This is a genomic window from Sediminicola arcticus (assembly GCF_040566695.1).
Lineage (GTDB): Bacteria > Bacteroidota > Bacteroidia > Flavobacteriales > Flavobacteriaceae > Sediminicola > Sediminicola arcticus.
The window spans coordinates 64,493-80,002 of record NZ_JBEXAE010000009.1 but is presented as its reverse complement, the minus strand read 5'-3'; the positions used below and the strand labels follow the sequence as shown (position 1 = coordinate 80,002).

Sequence of the window (15,510 nt, the reverse complement as noted above, 5' to 3'; positions counted from 1 at the left end):
TAAAATATTATATTTTCGTTCCGATGAAGCTACTCAGAAAAATAGGATTTCCCATTTCCTTGGTCTATGGATTAGTGGTCTATATTAGAAATATGATATTTGATAGAGGTATATTTAGATCTCTTTCATATGGCACGTCAACAATCTGTGTGGGGAATTTGAGTGTTGGGGGAACGGGAAAGACGCCCATGATTGAATATCTTATTGAACTTTTAAAGGAAAATAGCCAACTAGCTGTTTTAAGTAGGGGTTATGGAAGGAAAAGCCACGGTTATCTAAAAGCAGTTCCGTCTACCACAGTGGAGCAAATAGGTGATGAACCTTTTCAGATTTATAAAAAATATCCTCAAGTCACCGTTGTCGTAGATGCCCATAGAAGGCATGGGATTTCGCTTTTAGAAGCCCAAGAAAATCCAGATTTGATTTTGTTAGATGACGCTTTTCAACATCGAAAGGTAACGCCAACATTTTCTATACTTTTAACCGCCTATGGCCAATTATATGTAGATGATTGGTATTTGCCAACTGGAAATTTAAGGGATAGTAAAAGGGAAGCTAAAAGAGCTAATCTCATTGTGGTAACTAAATGTCCAACTAATTTAAGGCTGGAGGACCAAGAGGAGATCATCAAAAAACTAAATCCCTTAAATCATCAAAAGGTATTGTTCAGTAGTTTGGTCTATGATACTGTTTTGCAAGGTGAAGGAGATACGCTAAACCTTGGGGCATTGCGTAATAAAAAGGTTTTATTGGTTACGGGCATTGCTAATCCCGAGCCCTTGGTCACTTATTTAAAGGAGGCTTCAGTATCACTGGAGCATCTAGAATTTGGTGACCATCATTTTTTTACGGAAAAAGAAATAAGATCTTTCAGTTCCAAAGAGTTGATTTTAACTACGGAAAAGGATTTTGTTAGACTTCAGGGTAAGGTTGCTAATCTTTATTATATAAGAATAAAACATCGGTTTATTGGTGATGGAAGGCAACAATTGGCTAAGGCTCTGGAATCCTTATGATGCTGGATTTGTAATTTTTGGAGAGAAGACATTTTGACCAATTTTTTGATAAAAGACTTCTGGCTTAAATGGTTTGGTTACCACGTCATTAACTCCTGCCGCATAGAAACTTTCCAAACTGTCATCCAAAGAAATGGCGGTCAATGCAATAATTGGTAAGACAGTGTTGAATTTTCTAATTTCAATGGTAGCCTCTTCACCACTGATTCCTGGCATATGAATGTCCATAAGAACTGCATCATAGGTATTGGTCCGGACCATTTCTATAGCATCGGTACCATTGCTGGCAATATCACAAGTCACTTCTTTTTTTACCAACATTTTTTTGGTGATTACCTGGTTAATTTTGTTGTCTTCCACAATTAAAATATGCAGGCCAGTCAAGTCGTATTCTCTTTCCGTAATTTGGAAATTAATATCGTCAATTTCACTGCTTTCTGTGGTTTTAAGTGCAAGCTCGAAAAAGAAGGAACTACCTTTTCCAAGTTCACTTTTTAACCTGATTGTACTTTCAAATAGGCCAATTAAGCTTTTTACTATGGTGAGTCCAAGTCCAGTACCACCATATTCTCTATTGATCTGAATAGATCCCTGTTCGAAACTATCAAAGATGTTTTCTTGTTTTTCAGGGGCGATTCCAATTCCTGTATCTTTTATTTCGAAATAAATAGTGACCTCGTCCTCACGTTGTTCCTGCAGTTTGGTAATAACCGTTACTTCTCCTTTTTTAGTAAATTTTAAGGCATTTCCGACCAGGTTTATGAAAATCTGGGATAATTTTAAAGGATCACTTAGGAGGTGGCTTGGTATATTTTGATCGTAATCCAAAGTAATGATAGTCTTGTTGGCTTTCGCACTTTGTTGCAAGGAATTAATTACTTCAGTTAATACCTTTTTAAGATTGAACTCAATATTTAAAGGTTCCATTTTATCCGCATCAATTTTATTGATTTGCAGGATATCATTGATAAAGTTCAATAAATAATCGCCCGAAAATTTTAATGCTTCTAAATGTTCTTCTTGTTTTTTACTTGGATTTTCTTCTAAAAGTAAATGCGTGAGTCCGGTAACGGCGTATAACGGTGTCCGTAATTCATGACTTACCGTAGAAAGGAAATTGGTCTTGGCTTCCATAGATTGCACTGCGGCATCCCTTGCGCTTTGTAGCTCTCTATTTTTGGTGTGCAGGAGGTCGTTTGTTTTCAGTTTAATCTGATTATTCCTATACAATGAAACGGCCAAAAGTGATATAATTGTCAAAAACGCTGAGGTCAAGATGGCCGTAATTTCAGAGCGACTAGAAGATTCATTCAAATCCTTTATTTCAATATCCTGCTTTTTAATAGTACTATCCATTAATTCTCCTCGTAACTGATCAGCAGTTTTAACCTGAGCATTAATTCTTTCGAAGGCTAATAAAGAATCTTTAATCTGTAGCAGATTTCTATTGTAGATCAATGCAGAATCATATTTGCCTAATTTTTCATAGGCCTTACCCAACAATTCATTTGCTTCTAATATTTCTTGATGGAAATTATTTTCTTCAGCAAGTTTTAACGCACTTGTTCCATTTTTTGCTGCTGAATCTAAACTATCTAAGGCTATATTTAATTGTGCTAGTCCCAAATAAGCCTTAGTGGTTAAATACGCTTTCTCATAAATATCACTATTAACCACTAAAGAATTAAAATTTCTGGAGGCAACACTATATTTTTTAATTTTCAGGGAGATGTTTCCCTCCAACAAAGAAATTCCGTTTAAAAGATGTCTATCGTTATTAAGTTTCTTAGCCTCTTCTAGTAAGATTAAGGCTTGATGCGGTTTTTCATTTTTAAAATAGTTTAGGGCCTCAATATAGAGATGGGTAGCACTACCTTGTGGGTATGTGATATCCTCAAGGGAAACGCCTGCACGTTCATAGTACCAAAGTGCATTTTCTTCTTGTCCCAACTTTAAATTTAACAAAGAGATTTCGTGATAGCTATCAATAACGGTCTTGATATCATCATCTACCTCTGCAAGATCAGCAGCCTTAGCCATGGCCTTTAATGCAAGATCAATTTGATTTTGGTTTTTGAATTTTCTTGCTTCTGATAAATACGCATTTATGTCCTTCTCAGGAGGGGTATTATCCTGGGCGGATATGAATTGAGAAGTGGTCATGACCACCATCATTAATAGGATTTTTAAAATCCTTTTATATCTAGATTTAATTATCAAACGCACTTATTCTTGATCAATAAATTAATTAGGTCAATAATTCTGCAACTGTATCCCGTTTCATTGTCATACCAACCAATGATCTTAACCATTTTTCCAATTACGGATGTCATCTGAGAATCAAACGTACAAGAATAAGAACTATTGTTTATATCAATGGAAACTATAGGGTCTTCCGTATAAAATAGAATATTTTTTAATTCTTTATGGGATACTTTCTCAAATGCCGAATTGATTTCCTCAATAGAGGTTTCTTTTTTTACATTTAAGGTAATATCAGTCAATGAACCATTTGGCACAGGAACGCGTATCCCACATCCTCCTATAACGTTCGCTAAATCTGGAAAAATAGTGTTTAATGCCTTTGCCGCTCCAGTAGTTGTGGGTATAATTGATTGAGAGGCCGCCCTAGATCTTCTCAGATCTCGATGAGGTTGGTCATGAAGACTTTGATCAGAAGTATAGGAGTGTACCGTAGTGATATAGGCTTGTTCTACCCCACAAAGGTCATTGATGACCTTGATCATGGGAGCTGCGTTGTTAGTGGTGCAAGAGGCGTTGGAGATGATATGGTCATCCTTTGTAATAATGCCTTCGTTTACACCATAGACTACCATTTTTATGTTTTCATCCAAAGGTGGTGCGGATAAGATGACCTTCTTTGATCCGTTGTCCAAATGATGCTGAAGGTCGGCTTGGGTTTTAAACTTTCCAGTGGCCTCGATGACAATATCAACCCCATATGTTGACCAATCTATTTTTTTAGGATGGTCATGATTTAACAACGCTATTTTTTTATCATTCACCAAAATAGAGTTCCCATCGTGTCCAATTTGTTTGGAGGATACTCCATGGATACTGTCGTATTTCAATAAATGAGCCAATGTTTTGGCATCTGCCAGATCATTAATTGCTACAACGTTTAGGTGCGGATTGTCTAATATTAACCTGCAGACCGTTCTTCCTATTCTTCCAAAACCATTTATACCAATATTTACTTTTTTCATTTGAAAAAATCCCGCATTAGCGGGATGTATTTAATACTTTATGTAGTTTTTATTAGTGAATATGCTTATGCGCCTTGTAAGACGAGCGGACTAATGCACCACTTTCTACGTGTCTAAAGCCCATTTGCAACCCTAGTTCTTCATACTTCTTAAATTGCTCTGGAAGAATAAATTCTTTCACGGGTAAGTGTCGCTTAGACGGCTGTAAATATTGACCTATGGTGATCACATCTACATTTGCCTTTCTGAGATCTTCCATAGTCTCTATGACCTCTTCTTCCAATTCTCCAAGGCCTAACATTATTCCAGATTTGGTCCTTTTGGCACCATTATCCTTCAAATATCTCAAAACGTCCAAACTTCTTTCGTATTTGGCTTGGATACGTACTTCCCTAGTTAGTCTTTTTACCGTTTCCATATTATGGGAAACAACTTCTGGAGAGACAGCTATTATGCGGTCTATGTGAGTTTCTATTCCTTGAAAATCAGGTATTAGGGTTTCCAAGGTGGTGTTTGGGTTCATTCTTCGGATTGCCTTTACTGTTTCAGCCCAAATAATAGAACCCATGTCTTTGATGTCGTCCCTATCAACAGAGGTAACTACGGCATGCTTTATTCCCATTATTTTTATGGAACGGGCAACTTTTTCTGGTTCTTCCCAATCTACATCCTCAGGCCTGCCTGTCTTTACGCCGCAGAATCCGCATGATCGGGTACAAACGTTACCTAAGATCATAAAGGTTGCTGTACCTTCTCCCCAGCATTCCCCCATATTGGGGCAGCTTCCAGAAGTACATATGGTATGTAGATTATATTTGTCTACGAGTCCCCTTAGTTGGGTATATTTTTTCCCAGTGGGGAGTTTTACACGTAGCCATTTTGGTTTGCCTTTAGGTGGATTTACACTTTCTACGGTTTCAATGCTCATGCTCAAATTTTTTATAAAGGTACGAAATGGTATTTGTATTATTTCATATTGGAAGAGGAACCAAAAATTATAATACTTTATTATTTTCGGGATGTTAATAAATTAGCAACACAATAAGTAAAAGATAGGCGATAAGCCCTTATTTTTTGTTCTGGATGACCTCTGCTAATAATTTCTTGGCACGGAGTAATTTTACCTTTACATTATTGAGGGGCTCTTTAAGTTCCACCGCAATATCGGCATAACTCATTTCATTAAAGTACCTAAGGTTGATTATTTTTTGATAGTGGGGCTTGAGTTTTTTAATGTAATATAAAAGGGTGGCCAGGTCCTGCTCCCTAATCAGCTGGTCCTCCGCTGATGGGGCATCATCCAAAACTCTTTGAATGGCCTCAATACTACTGTTACCAGAATTTTCAAAAATATTCCGCTTCCTTTTTCGAATGAGGTCAACATGTAAATTCTTGGAAATGGTGATCAACCAGGTTTTGAATTCGTAGGTGTCATCGTAGGTATCAATTTTGTCAAAAGCTTTTGAAAATGTTTGGATGGTGATGTCTTCTGCGTCATTTTCGTTTCTGGTCCTGATAAGCTGAAAACCGTAGACATCATTCCAGAAAGTGTCCAATAAGGTACTAAAGGCTATCTGATTCCCCAGCTTGGCCTTTTCAATGGTGATTTTAAGGGTGTCTTTAATTTTGTCCAAATGGAGTTCTTAAAAATAGGCAGAAGGTACACTACTGAATTTCCGTAGCTGTATCTTTTTTGCAGTCTTGTTCGCTCGGTAATTTCCCGCAGAAGCCACAAGCTTCTCCATCCTGATTTAAAAAAGGACTTTGGCTGGCACAAGTACCAGCAAATTCTCCATCTTTCTTAGACCATATTTTTATTGCTATTCCAGCAAATCCTATAGCTAATAGACCAATAGTCAATAGTAATAGTTTCATATCTAAATTTTGGTCAAAGATATAAAATTAATGGCCTCTAAAAGTGTATTTAGAACTACTTTAAGATTTGAACTATTTAATACGTGATATTGGCTACTATATTTTCGACAGTGGGAGCCATATTGCCTCCTTTTTGTTCAATGGTAATATACCCTATGGCATTATCAGCGTACGGAAGAGCTAACATTTTGTCTTTGTCCGTAATTTCTTTGATAACGCCAAGGTTTACCATTTCGCCATTGACCTCTGCCCACATTTGGAAACATTTATCCTCAGGTAGTAGGGGTAGGTTCCTCACGTTTATAAAGGATAGTTTTTTTACAGGATTAATATAGGCTATGGCCTTCAGGTCTTTAGCATTTTTATTCCCTTTTACGGTATATTTTTTAGTCAAAGGATTGTTGAGTACAATAAATTGGTTCCTTACATCCTCTAGTTGTTCCCTCATGTCTTCCTCAAGCGACTTGATTTTATTGGAAACAATGGTGTTTTCCTCCATAAGACTTTGATTCTGGTTCCAAAAGAAGTAAGAAGATCCTGCAAATATGAATACGGCAACGCTAGCAGCAATGGCGTACCTTGTGAATCTTTTTCTCAAAGAATTTTGGGTCTTAATGCTGCTCAAGATTTTTTCTTTTAGACCATCTGGTGTTTTAACAGCGTGTAATTTTGAATAGACCTCTAAATTTTCCTGAAGCTCAAGGTACATTTCCCTTACTTCTGGATACATAGCTACGTATCTTTCTACCTGTAACGTTTCTTCTTTTGAAGTTACCCCGATTAGGTATTTTTCCAACAGATCGGAATCAAGGAATATTTTTATTTTTTCTTTCATGACAACATACTTATTAGAGACAACAGCACCATAGAAGAGCCGTAAATTTTCTTTAATTCCCGAAGCCCAATTTTCAATCTTGACTTAATAGTTCCCAAAGGTATATCCAGTTCGTCACTGGCCTCTTGTTGCGTCATTCCCTGAAAAAATAAGGCATCTAATACAATTTGATACTTTGGTTCCAATTTGTCCAAATTCTCTCGAACGTCCATTAGCTCAGGCTTAGTGCTATCTACGCCTATTTTATATACGTCGGAAACATCCATTTGGATTTCCTTGTCAGTTTTTGTTTGAACACTTCTCAATTTGTCAATAGCGGTATTTCTGGTAATGCGAAACAGCCACGTGAAAAGCTTGGCTTTGGAAGAATCATAGGAGTCGGATTTTTTCCAAATTTTCACAAAACTTTCTTGAACAATATCTTGGGCGAGGTCATGATCTTTAACTACTTTATAGGCAACTCCAAATAAGGTGTCACCGTAGTGTTCATAGAGAAGTGAAATAGCTTTTTCATTTCTCTCCTGCAATAATTCAACAATATGTTTTTCAAGAAGTACGCTCATAAAATTATATGCGTTTAGAGAATTTTAACGCTATTGAAAAATCCAAGTGTTCTTTAGTACCGTAAATACATTTAGACGCTAAGGTATAAAATTGATGGTTAAACATAATTTTATAACCTGTTTTTAATAAGGTAAGTGTACAACTGGTAATTGTACATTTAAGTTTGGTTAGTTTGGTTTGGTTTAACCCCCGTTGATTTTTTCATCGGGGGTTATTTATAATATTAACTTCAGGCACAATTTCAATTTGAAAGTTGTCCCATATCTTTTTTTGGATCGTCTGGGCCAATTCAATGATTTCCTTTCCGCTGGCATTACCGTAATTAACCAAGACCAAGGCTTGGTTTTTATGTACACCTGCATCTCCAAATCTCTTTCCTTTGAAACCGCTTTGTTCTATAAGCCACCCTGCGGGAACCTTGTACTCCTCATCTGATAACTTATAATAATGTGCTTCTGGGTTCTGTTTTATAAATAGGTCAAACTCATTTTTGGTGAGCACTGGGTTTTTAAAAAAGCTACCGCTATTTCCCAATTCTTTGGGATCGGGCAACTTACTTTTTCTGATGGCTACAACGGCATTGGAAACATCTTTGATAGTAGGATTTACTACCTGCTGTTGTTCCATTTCCGTTTCGATAGCCCCATAAGAGGTATTCAGCCGATGATCTTTTGTTGTCAATTTAAATTTCACGGAAGTAATGATATACTTACCCTTGCCTTCATTTTTAAAATAGGAGTCTCTATACCCAAATTTGCATTGGTCCTTTGTAAACGTTTTGAGTTCCAAAGTGTCTGTATCCATTGCTTCACAACTTATAAAACAATCCTTTAATTCCACCCCATAAGCGCCAATATTCTGAATAGGGGCTGTACCTGTAAACCCGGGTATCAAAGATAAATTTTCAAGTCCTCCATAATTGTGGTCCAAGGTCCAAAGTACCATTTCGTGCCAGTTCTCGCCGGCCATTACTTTTATTAAGACATGGTTTGTGCCTTCTTGTTCTATCTCAATTCCTTTGATATGAATATAAAGTACCAAAGCGTCCAGATCTTGGGTGATTAGCATATTGCTGCCACCGCTTAAGATGATTTTTTCTGGATAGCCATCTAAGCTAAGGGCTTCCCGCAATTCTTCTAAGGAGGTAATCTCACAGAAGAATCTTGCGTTGGCATTTATACCAAAGGTATTGAATGGTTTTAAGGATATGTTCTCTTGTATTGTCATTATCCTTTATAGACTTCCAATGCTGTCTTTAGTATTTGAACGGCCCTAGTGATACTTTCCTTATCCAAGACATAGGCTATTCTTATTTGGTTTTTTCCTAGGCCTTCAGTAGCATAAAAACCAGCGGCAGGTGCCACCATTACCGTTTCGCCATTAAGTTCAAAAGAATCTAAAAGCCACTGTGCAAAATGGTCTGCATCTGCTATAGGAAGCTCTGCTATACAATAAAACGCACCTTGAGGTTTGGCTACTTTTAAGTCTTTTATTTTTTCTAATTCGGAAATAAGTAGGTTTCTGCGCGATACATATTCTACCTTAACATCGTCAAAGTAGCTCTGAGGGGTCTCTAGTGCTGCTTCGGAGGCTATTTGTGCAAGGGTAGGAGGAGATAACCTCGCTTGGGCAAATTTCATGGCTGTTTTAATGACTTCCTTGTTTTTAGAAACCAAACAACCTATTCTAGCACCGCACATACTATATCTTTTAGATACAGAGTCTACCACAATAGCATTTTCTTCTAGGCCTTCTACTTGTAGTACGGAATAATGTTCTTTACCTTCGTACGTAAATTCCCTATAAACCTCATCGGCAACTAGGAACAAATTGTGTTTTTTTGCGATTACCGCTAATTTTTCAATCTCTTCTTTGCTGTAAAGATAGCCCGTTGGATTTCCAGGATTACAGATCAAAATAGCTTTCGTCTTCGGGGTAATAAGTTTTTCGAACTCCTCTATGGGGGGTAAAGCAAAATTATTTTCGATTTTAGAAACAACTGGTACTACTTTAACTCCAGCTGCGGTTGCAAATCCGTTGTAATTGGCATAGAAAGGTTCTGGGATGATGATTTCGTCATCATTGTCCATGATGCTTCCCATCACAAATGCCAAAGCTTCAGAACCACCTGTTGTAATGATTATTTCAGAAGCGGAGACATGGATGTCATATTTTGCGTAATATTTGGCCAATTTTTCACGGTATTCTTCTGAACCTTCCGTTCTGCTATACTCCAATACCTCAAGGGTGTTGTTTTTAACAGCATCCAATGCTACTTTTGGGGTTTTTATATCTGGTTGCCCAATATTTAAATGTATAACCTTGATGCCTCTTTTTTTTGCTTCTTCAGCAAATGGCACTAATTTTCTAATTGGAGATTCGGGCATGGATAACCCTTTTTGAGAAATTGTCGGCATGAATTCAAATTTTCCACAAAAATGAGAAATCAAACCATACCAAGCAATAAGATTAGATTTAATTTATTCCATCAGTTAAATGTTAATATATTATGCTGGCTATAGTTAATTCACTAATTTAAAAAGGTTTATAGAGATTAAATACTAAAATTTGGGTTACTTTTTAAAAAACATAGCACTTATTATTTTTTGTTTTCCATTTATTTCCTTCGCCCAAGGATTTAAATTGGAGAAAGGGAAGAAATTTCAAAAAGTAAAGTTCGAGCTTATCAATAATTTAATGATTATTCCTGTTGAGGTGAATGGGGCAAAGCTGTCCTTTCTTCTAGATTCAGGAGTAAGCACTCCTATATTGTTTAATATTTCCAATCAGGATTCCATACAAATTAAAAACGTTAAGGAGATAACGATCAAGGGTTTAGGTGAAGGAGCTGCCATGAAAGGGCTTAGTTCAGATGGTAATACCTTTAGAATAAATTCCATTGCAAATAGAAGTCAGAAATTGTATGTGGTTCTAGATAAGGACATGAATTTTTCCCCTAGTTTGGGTATCCCAGTACACGGAATTATTGGCTATGATCTTTTTAAGGATTTTGTGGTAGAAATAAATTACGGGGCTAAATTCATTAAATTTCATGATCCGAAGATCTACGAGGCTACGCTCAAAAAAAACCAAGAAAGGATTCCTCTAATTATTGAAAATAAAAAGGCTTATGTGGATGGTAAGGTTTATATGGGGAACGAATTGGAAATACCTGTCAGGTTGTTAGTGGATACTGGTAGCTCAGATGCCATATGGCTTTTTGAAGATAAGGCTAAGGGCTTGGATATTCCTGAAAAGCACTATGAGGATTATCTAGGAAAAGGATTAAGTGGTAATATATTTGGCAAGCGGACCATGGTAGAAGGATTTAGGTTGGGGAGTTATAGTCTAAAGGGGCCGAAAACTGCATTTCCTGATATGGAATCTTTTAATTCTATTAAAAATTTAGGAGAGCGGAATGGAAGTATTGGTGGGGAAATTTTAAAAAGATTTAACATCGTATTCAATTATACTAAAAATGAGATCTTCATTAAAAGGAATAGTAATTTTAAGACGCCCTTTCATTATAACCTTAGTGGTATAGAGCTCATGCACGCAGGAATGCGTTTTATTGCAGAACAACTTACAGATTCAAGGGGTATTGTAAAAGGAGATGAAAAATCATTTGGGAATGTACAAATATTAATGGAGGGAAGGACGAGATTAAGTTTGGTACCGGAAATAGTGGTCTCTTCAATAAGAGCAGGTAGTCCAGCTTATGAAGCAGGATTGCAGGAGGGAGACCTTATACTCACAGTCAACGGCAAGAGTGTTTACAAGTACAAGCTCCAAGAAGTGCTTCAAATGATGAATGAAAGGGAGGGAAAAAGGGTGAAGTTGGTTATAGAACGATACAATAAGGATTTGTTATTTTCATTTGTGTTGAAAAAAGTTTTTAAATAAAAAGAGCCTGCTATAGCAGGCTCTTTTTATTATAATTTAATATGTATTAGGCTTTTACTTCGCCTTTAATTTTTAAGATGATTGTTGGCTCATCTGCATTGGAAATGACCGTTATTGCTTTTCTAATAGGACCAACCCTGTTGGTGTCATATTTTACTTGGATTTCACCTTTCTCCCCTGGCATTATAGGTCCATCTGGCTTTTTCGGGATGGTACACCCACAGCTAGAACTAACTTTACTGATGATTAAAGGAGCAGTTCCAGTATTTGTAAATTCAAAAGCGCGAACTCCATCACTACCTTTTTCCACCATACCGTAATCTACGGTATCCGAATTGAACTTAATTTTTGCAGTTTTATCCTGCGCATTTAGGCTAATTCCTAATAGTCCAATACATAATAATAGTACTATTTTTTTCATCATTTTTAGTTTTGGGTAAATTTCAAATGTAAATGTTTTCACATCAACCTCCAAAATTCTTTTGTTATGTAATAACGTTACTTATTTTTGTTTCGTATTTCCAACTTATAAAATGAGCAATGGATGTATTGAGTTAACATTACCTATTCATATAAATTGAACAATACCTGTAATGGGTAAGACAAAAACTATACCAAATAATGGAGATCCCATCAAAATATGAGCCACAAAAGGCCGAAAACCACTGGTATGAGTACTGGATGGAACACAAATATTTCCACTCCGTCCCAGATGAACGAGAGCCTTACACCATTGTAATTCCCCCTCCAAATGTTACTGGAATCCTGCACATGGGTCATATGCTGAACAATACTATTCAGGATGTTTTGATACGCAGGGCAAGACTTATGGGCAAAAATGCTTGTTGGGTTCCCGGAACAGACCATGCCTCCATAGCCACAGAAGCTAAAGTAGTGGCTAGATTAAAAGAAAAGGGAATCAATAAGGCCGATATAACTCGAGAGGAATTTTTAGGACATGCTTGGGATTGGACTAACGAGTATGGAGGCGTAATCTTGGAGCAGTTGAAGAAATTGGGTTGTTCTTGTGATTGGGATAGGACCAAGTTTACAATGGATGACAATATGTCGGCTTCCGTCATTAAGGTGTTTGTGGACTTATTCAATAAAGGTCAGATCTACAGGGGGTATCGCATGGTGAATTGGGATCCGGAAGCTAAAACAACACTTTCCGATGAGGAAGTGATCTATGAGGAAAAACAAGGGTTATTATATTATTTGAAATACAGCATTGAAGGTTCGGATGAAACGGTGACCATCGCTACTACCAGACCGGAGACCATATTAGGGGATACCGCCATCTGTATCAATCCAAATGATGAACGTTATAACCACCTAAAAGGTAAAAAAGCAATTGTGCCTATTTGCAATAGGGTCATCCCAATCATAGAGGATGATTATGTAGACGTGGAATTTGGTACTGGATGCCTAAAAGTGACTCCCGCCCATGATATTAATGATAAGGAATTAGGGGAAAAACACAACTTAGAAACCATAGATATTTTTAATGACGATGCCAGCTTAAACAGTTATGGCCTTCATTATGAAGGCCTGGACCGATTCGTGGTACGAAAGGACATTTCCAAAGAGTTGGAAGAAAAAGGGTTTTTAGTAAAAACAGAGCAACACCTTAATAAGGTGGGGACTTCTGAAAGAACCAAGGCAGTTATAGAGCCCCGTTTGTCTGACCAATGGTTCCTTAGAATGGAAGATTTGGTAAAGCCTGCCATCAAAGCAGTTTTAGAGGATGAGGAAATAAAATTGTTCCCTAAAAAGTTTGAAAATACGTATCGTCATTGGATGGAAAATATTCGCGATTGGAATATTTCTAGACAATTATGGTGGGGACAACAAATCCCGGCCTATTATTTTGGAAACGGGCAAGACGATTTTGTGGTAGCCGAAACCAAGGAAGATGCTTTGATGTTTGCTAAGAAAAAATCAGGAAACACTGCCTTGACCAGCAAGGATTTAAGACAAGACGAGGATGCCCTAGATACTTGGTTTTCTTCTTGGCTATGGCCAATTAGTGTGTTTAACGGAATTTTGGAACCAGAGAATAAAGAAATTGAATATTACTATCCGACAAATGACTTAGTGACCGGTCCGGACATATTGTTTTTCTGGGTGGCCAGAATGATAGTTGCTGGATATGAGTACAGAGGAGAGAAACCTTTTGAAAATGTATACCTAACTGGTTTAGTAAGGGACAAGCAAAGACGTAAGATGTCCAAATCGTTAGGGAATTCTCCAGACGCCTTGCAATTGATAGAAGATTACGGTGCTGATGGAGTGAGGGTCGGACTTTTATTGAGTTCTGCTGCTGGAAATGATTTAATGTTCGATGAAGCACTTTGTCAACAAGGTAAAAACTTTGCCAATAAGATCTGGAATGGCTTCAGGTTGGTTAAAGGATGGGAGGTCGCAGATTTGCCGCAGCCGGAAGCCTCCAAATTGGGAATTGAATGGTATCATTCCAAATTCAATAAGACCTTATTAGAGATAGAGGACCATTTCAATAAATACAGAATTTCTGATGCCCTGATGGCCATTTATAAATTGGTCTGGGACGATTATAGTTCCTGGCTATTAGAAATTATTAAGCCTGCCTACCAAAAGCCTATAGATAGAATCACCTTTGATGCAGTTATTGGAATATTTGAGAACAACCTAAAATTATTGCACCCGTTCATGCCTTTCTTAACGGAAGAAATTTGGCAGCATATAGCGGAGCGTTCACCAGAGGAAGCCCTAGTAGTGGCAAAATGGCCAAAGCAAAACACGGTGAATGATGGTCTTATAGAAGGATTCGATTTTGCAGCCGAAGTTATTGCTGGAGTCCGAACTATTAGGAAGGAAAAAAACATTCCAATGAAGGAGTCGTTAGAGCTGTCTGTATTAAATGAAGGTCAAATTGCAAAAGATTGGGACGTTATAATTCGGAAACTTACTAATGTTGTAAAAATCTCCTACATGGAGACTCCTTTGGACGGCGCCTTAACTTTCAGGGTAAAATCCAATGAATATTTTATTCCGATGAGCGGGGCTATTGATATTGAAGCGGAAATAAGAAAAATTCATGAGGAGTTGAAGTATACCAAAGGATTTTTAGTGTCTGTGCAAAAGAAGCTTTCTAATGAGCGTTTTGTTAGTAATGCACCAGATCAGGTAATTGCTATAGAGCGTCAAAAAGAAGCCGATGCCGTTGCCAAAATTGAAACATTGGAAAAGAGTTTGGCAAGTTTGGCATAATACATTCTAATATCATAACAAAAAGCTAATAAAGATCACATTTTAAGTAGGTTGTGATATATTTAAAGAAAAAATGATGAGAAACATTCGCATTCTACTTTTGGGCTGTTTTGTGCTTTTATTGAGCAATTGCTCTAGTGATAATAATAATGCAATCCAAGAAAATGAAATGCTCCCACCTGTTGCTAGAACTCAGATTCCAGATATGGCCTTTGAACGAGCCCTAATTGAATTGCGGATTGATGATGTAGAAGATGGCTTTGTGGATAAAAGTGACATTCAAATGGTCACTTCTCTAGTAATGAACAACAAAGGAATCACAAATTTGACGGGAATTGCAGATTTTCCAATTTTAGAAAATCTAGGGGTAAATGGCAATCAAATCACCACCTTAGACGTATCTAAAAATACACGCTTAAAATTCCTGTTCATAGAAAATAATGGTTTGACCAGTATAAATGTTTCCAATTTGACCATTTTGGAAAAATTAGAGGTCTCTAACAATGCGCTCACAATATTGGATATTGCAGATAATACTGCCCTTCAATTATTGAGACTAACCGATAATGCAGTGCAGAATATTGATATCTCAAAGATTCCTAACAATTTGCAATTAAATACTTTTTCTGTTGAGAAAAATCCACTTGACTGCATTAAGGTTAATGAGGAAACATTGAGCAATATCCCATCTCAATGGACCAAAGATCAAACAGATTCTTATGCTTTGGAATGTAATTGACCAAGGTGTTGAACTTTCTTTCATGTGCCTATAAAACTACGTTAAGTTTTATAGGCACATTCCATCATCATCATCATCATCATCATCATCCTCGTTACG

General features: G+C 37.0%; 14 protein-coding genes. 4 read left to right on the top strand and 10 right to left on the bottom strand.

Translation table 11 applies throughout. The annotated features are described in order from the left end of the window. Nucleotides 1-23: 23 nt before the first annotated feature. Complete coding sequence (gene lpxK / locus ABXZ36_RS14920) at nt 24-1,016, top strand: tetraacyldisaccharide 4'-kinase (protein ID WP_354616478.1); 993 nt, start codon at nt 24-26, stop codon at nt 1,014-1,016. Here the strand turns inward: lpxK and ABXZ36_RS14915 are convergent. The 9 genes from ABXZ36_RS14915 to ABXZ36_RS14875 all read right to left on the bottom strand — a co-directional run bounded on the left by ABXZ36_RS14915 (nt 1,011) and on the right by ABXZ36_RS14875 (nt 9,934). Next, on the bottom strand, nt 1,011-3,236 hold the full coding sequence (locus tag ABXZ36_RS14915; protein WP_354616477.1) for a tetratricopeptide repeat-containing hybrid sensor histidine kinase/response regulator: 2,226 nt from the start codon (nt 3,234-3,236) through the stop codon (nt 1,011-1,013). The two genes, lpxK and ABXZ36_RS14915, sit on opposite strands and share 6 nt — an antisense overlap. Further along, a complete protein-coding gene (gene gap, locus ABXZ36_RS14910) occupies nt 3,233-4,243 on the bottom strand; it encodes a type I glyceraldehyde-3-phosphate dehydrogenase (protein WP_354616476.1) in 1,011 nt (336 codons plus the stop codon). Before gap ends, ABXZ36_RS14915 begins: the two co-directional genes overlap by 4 nt. A 52-nt stretch (nt 4,244-4,295) precedes the next feature. Continuing rightward, nucleotides 4,296-5,171 (bottom strand): lipoyl synthase, encoded by an 876-nt coding sequence (gene lipA / locus ABXZ36_RS14905; protein WP_354616475.1) that lies wholly within the window; start codon nt 5,169-5,171, stop codon nt 4,296-4,298. A 139-nt stretch (nt 5,172-5,310) separates the two neighbouring features. After that, entirely contained in the window at nt 5,311-5,877 is a 567-nt protein-coding gene (locus ABXZ36_RS14900; protein WP_354616474.1) for an RNA polymerase sigma factor, read from the bottom strand. A 31-nt stretch (nt 5,878-5,908) separates the two neighbouring features. Continuing rightward, complete coding sequence (locus ABXZ36_RS14895; RefSeq protein WP_354616473.1) at nt 5,909-6,118, bottom strand: membrane or secreted protein; 210 nt, start codon at nt 6,116-6,118, stop codon at nt 5,909-5,911. A gap of 76 nt (nt 6,119-6,194) precedes the next feature. Further along, on the bottom strand, nt 6,195-6,953 hold the full coding sequence (locus tag ABXZ36_RS14890) for an anti-sigma factor domain-containing protein (RefSeq protein WP_354616472.1): 759 nt from the start codon (nt 6,951-6,953) through the stop codon (nt 6,195-6,197). Further along, entirely contained in the window at nt 6,950-7,516 is a 567-nt protein-coding gene (locus ABXZ36_RS14885; protein ID WP_354616471.1) for an RNA polymerase sigma factor, read from the bottom strand. Before ABXZ36_RS14885 ends, ABXZ36_RS14890 begins: the two co-directional genes overlap by 4 nt. A 202-nt stretch (nt 7,517-7,718) precedes the next feature. Continuing rightward, nucleotides 7,719-8,744 (bottom strand): UDP-N-acetylmuramate dehydrogenase, encoded by a 1,026-nt coding sequence (gene murB, locus ABXZ36_RS14880; protein ID WP_354616470.1) that lies wholly within the window; start codon nt 8,742-8,744, stop codon nt 7,719-7,721. Next, complete coding sequence (locus tag ABXZ36_RS14875; RefSeq protein ID WP_354616469.1) at nt 8,744-9,934, bottom strand: pyridoxal phosphate-dependent aminotransferase; 1,191 nt, start codon at nt 9,932-9,934, stop codon at nt 8,744-8,746. The genes murB and ABXZ36_RS14875 overlap by 1 nt, the downstream gene beginning before the upstream one ends. A gap of 151 nt (nt 9,935-10,085) precedes the next feature. On the opposite strand from ABXZ36_RS14875, the gene ABXZ36_RS14870 reads away from it, so the two are divergent. Further along, nucleotides 10,086-11,420, top strand: coding sequence for an aspartyl protease family protein (locus ABXZ36_RS14870; protein WP_354616468.1), 1,335 nt, complete (start codon nt 10,086-10,088; stop codon nt 11,418-11,420). A 46-nt stretch (nt 11,421-11,466) separates the two neighbouring features. Here the strand turns inward: ABXZ36_RS14870 and ABXZ36_RS14865 are convergent, their stop codons facing one another. Then, a complete protein-coding gene (locus tag ABXZ36_RS14865; protein WP_354616467.1) occupies nt 11,467-11,844 on the bottom strand; it encodes a DUF1573 domain-containing protein in 378 nt (125 codons plus the stop codon). A gap of 197 nt (nt 11,845-12,041) precedes the next feature. Here ABXZ36_RS14865 and ABXZ36_RS14860 point away from each other — a divergent pair, with 197 nt between their 5' ends. Both ABXZ36_RS14860 and ABXZ36_RS14855 read left to right on the top strand, forming a co-directional pair. Further along, nucleotides 12,042-14,672 carry a valine--tRNA ligase gene (locus ABXZ36_RS14860; RefSeq protein WP_354616466.1) on the top strand — a complete coding sequence of 877 codons (2,631 nt, stop codon included), beginning with the start codon at nt 12,042-12,044 and terminating at the stop codon, nt 14,670-14,672. A gap of 73 nt (nt 14,673-14,745) precedes the next feature. Continuing rightward, on the top strand, nt 14,746-15,411 hold the full coding sequence (locus tag ABXZ36_RS14855; RefSeq protein ID WP_354616465.1) for a leucine-rich repeat domain-containing protein: 666 nt from the start codon (nt 14,746-14,748) through the stop codon (nt 15,409-15,411). Nucleotides 15,412-15,510: the final 99 nt, after the last annotated feature.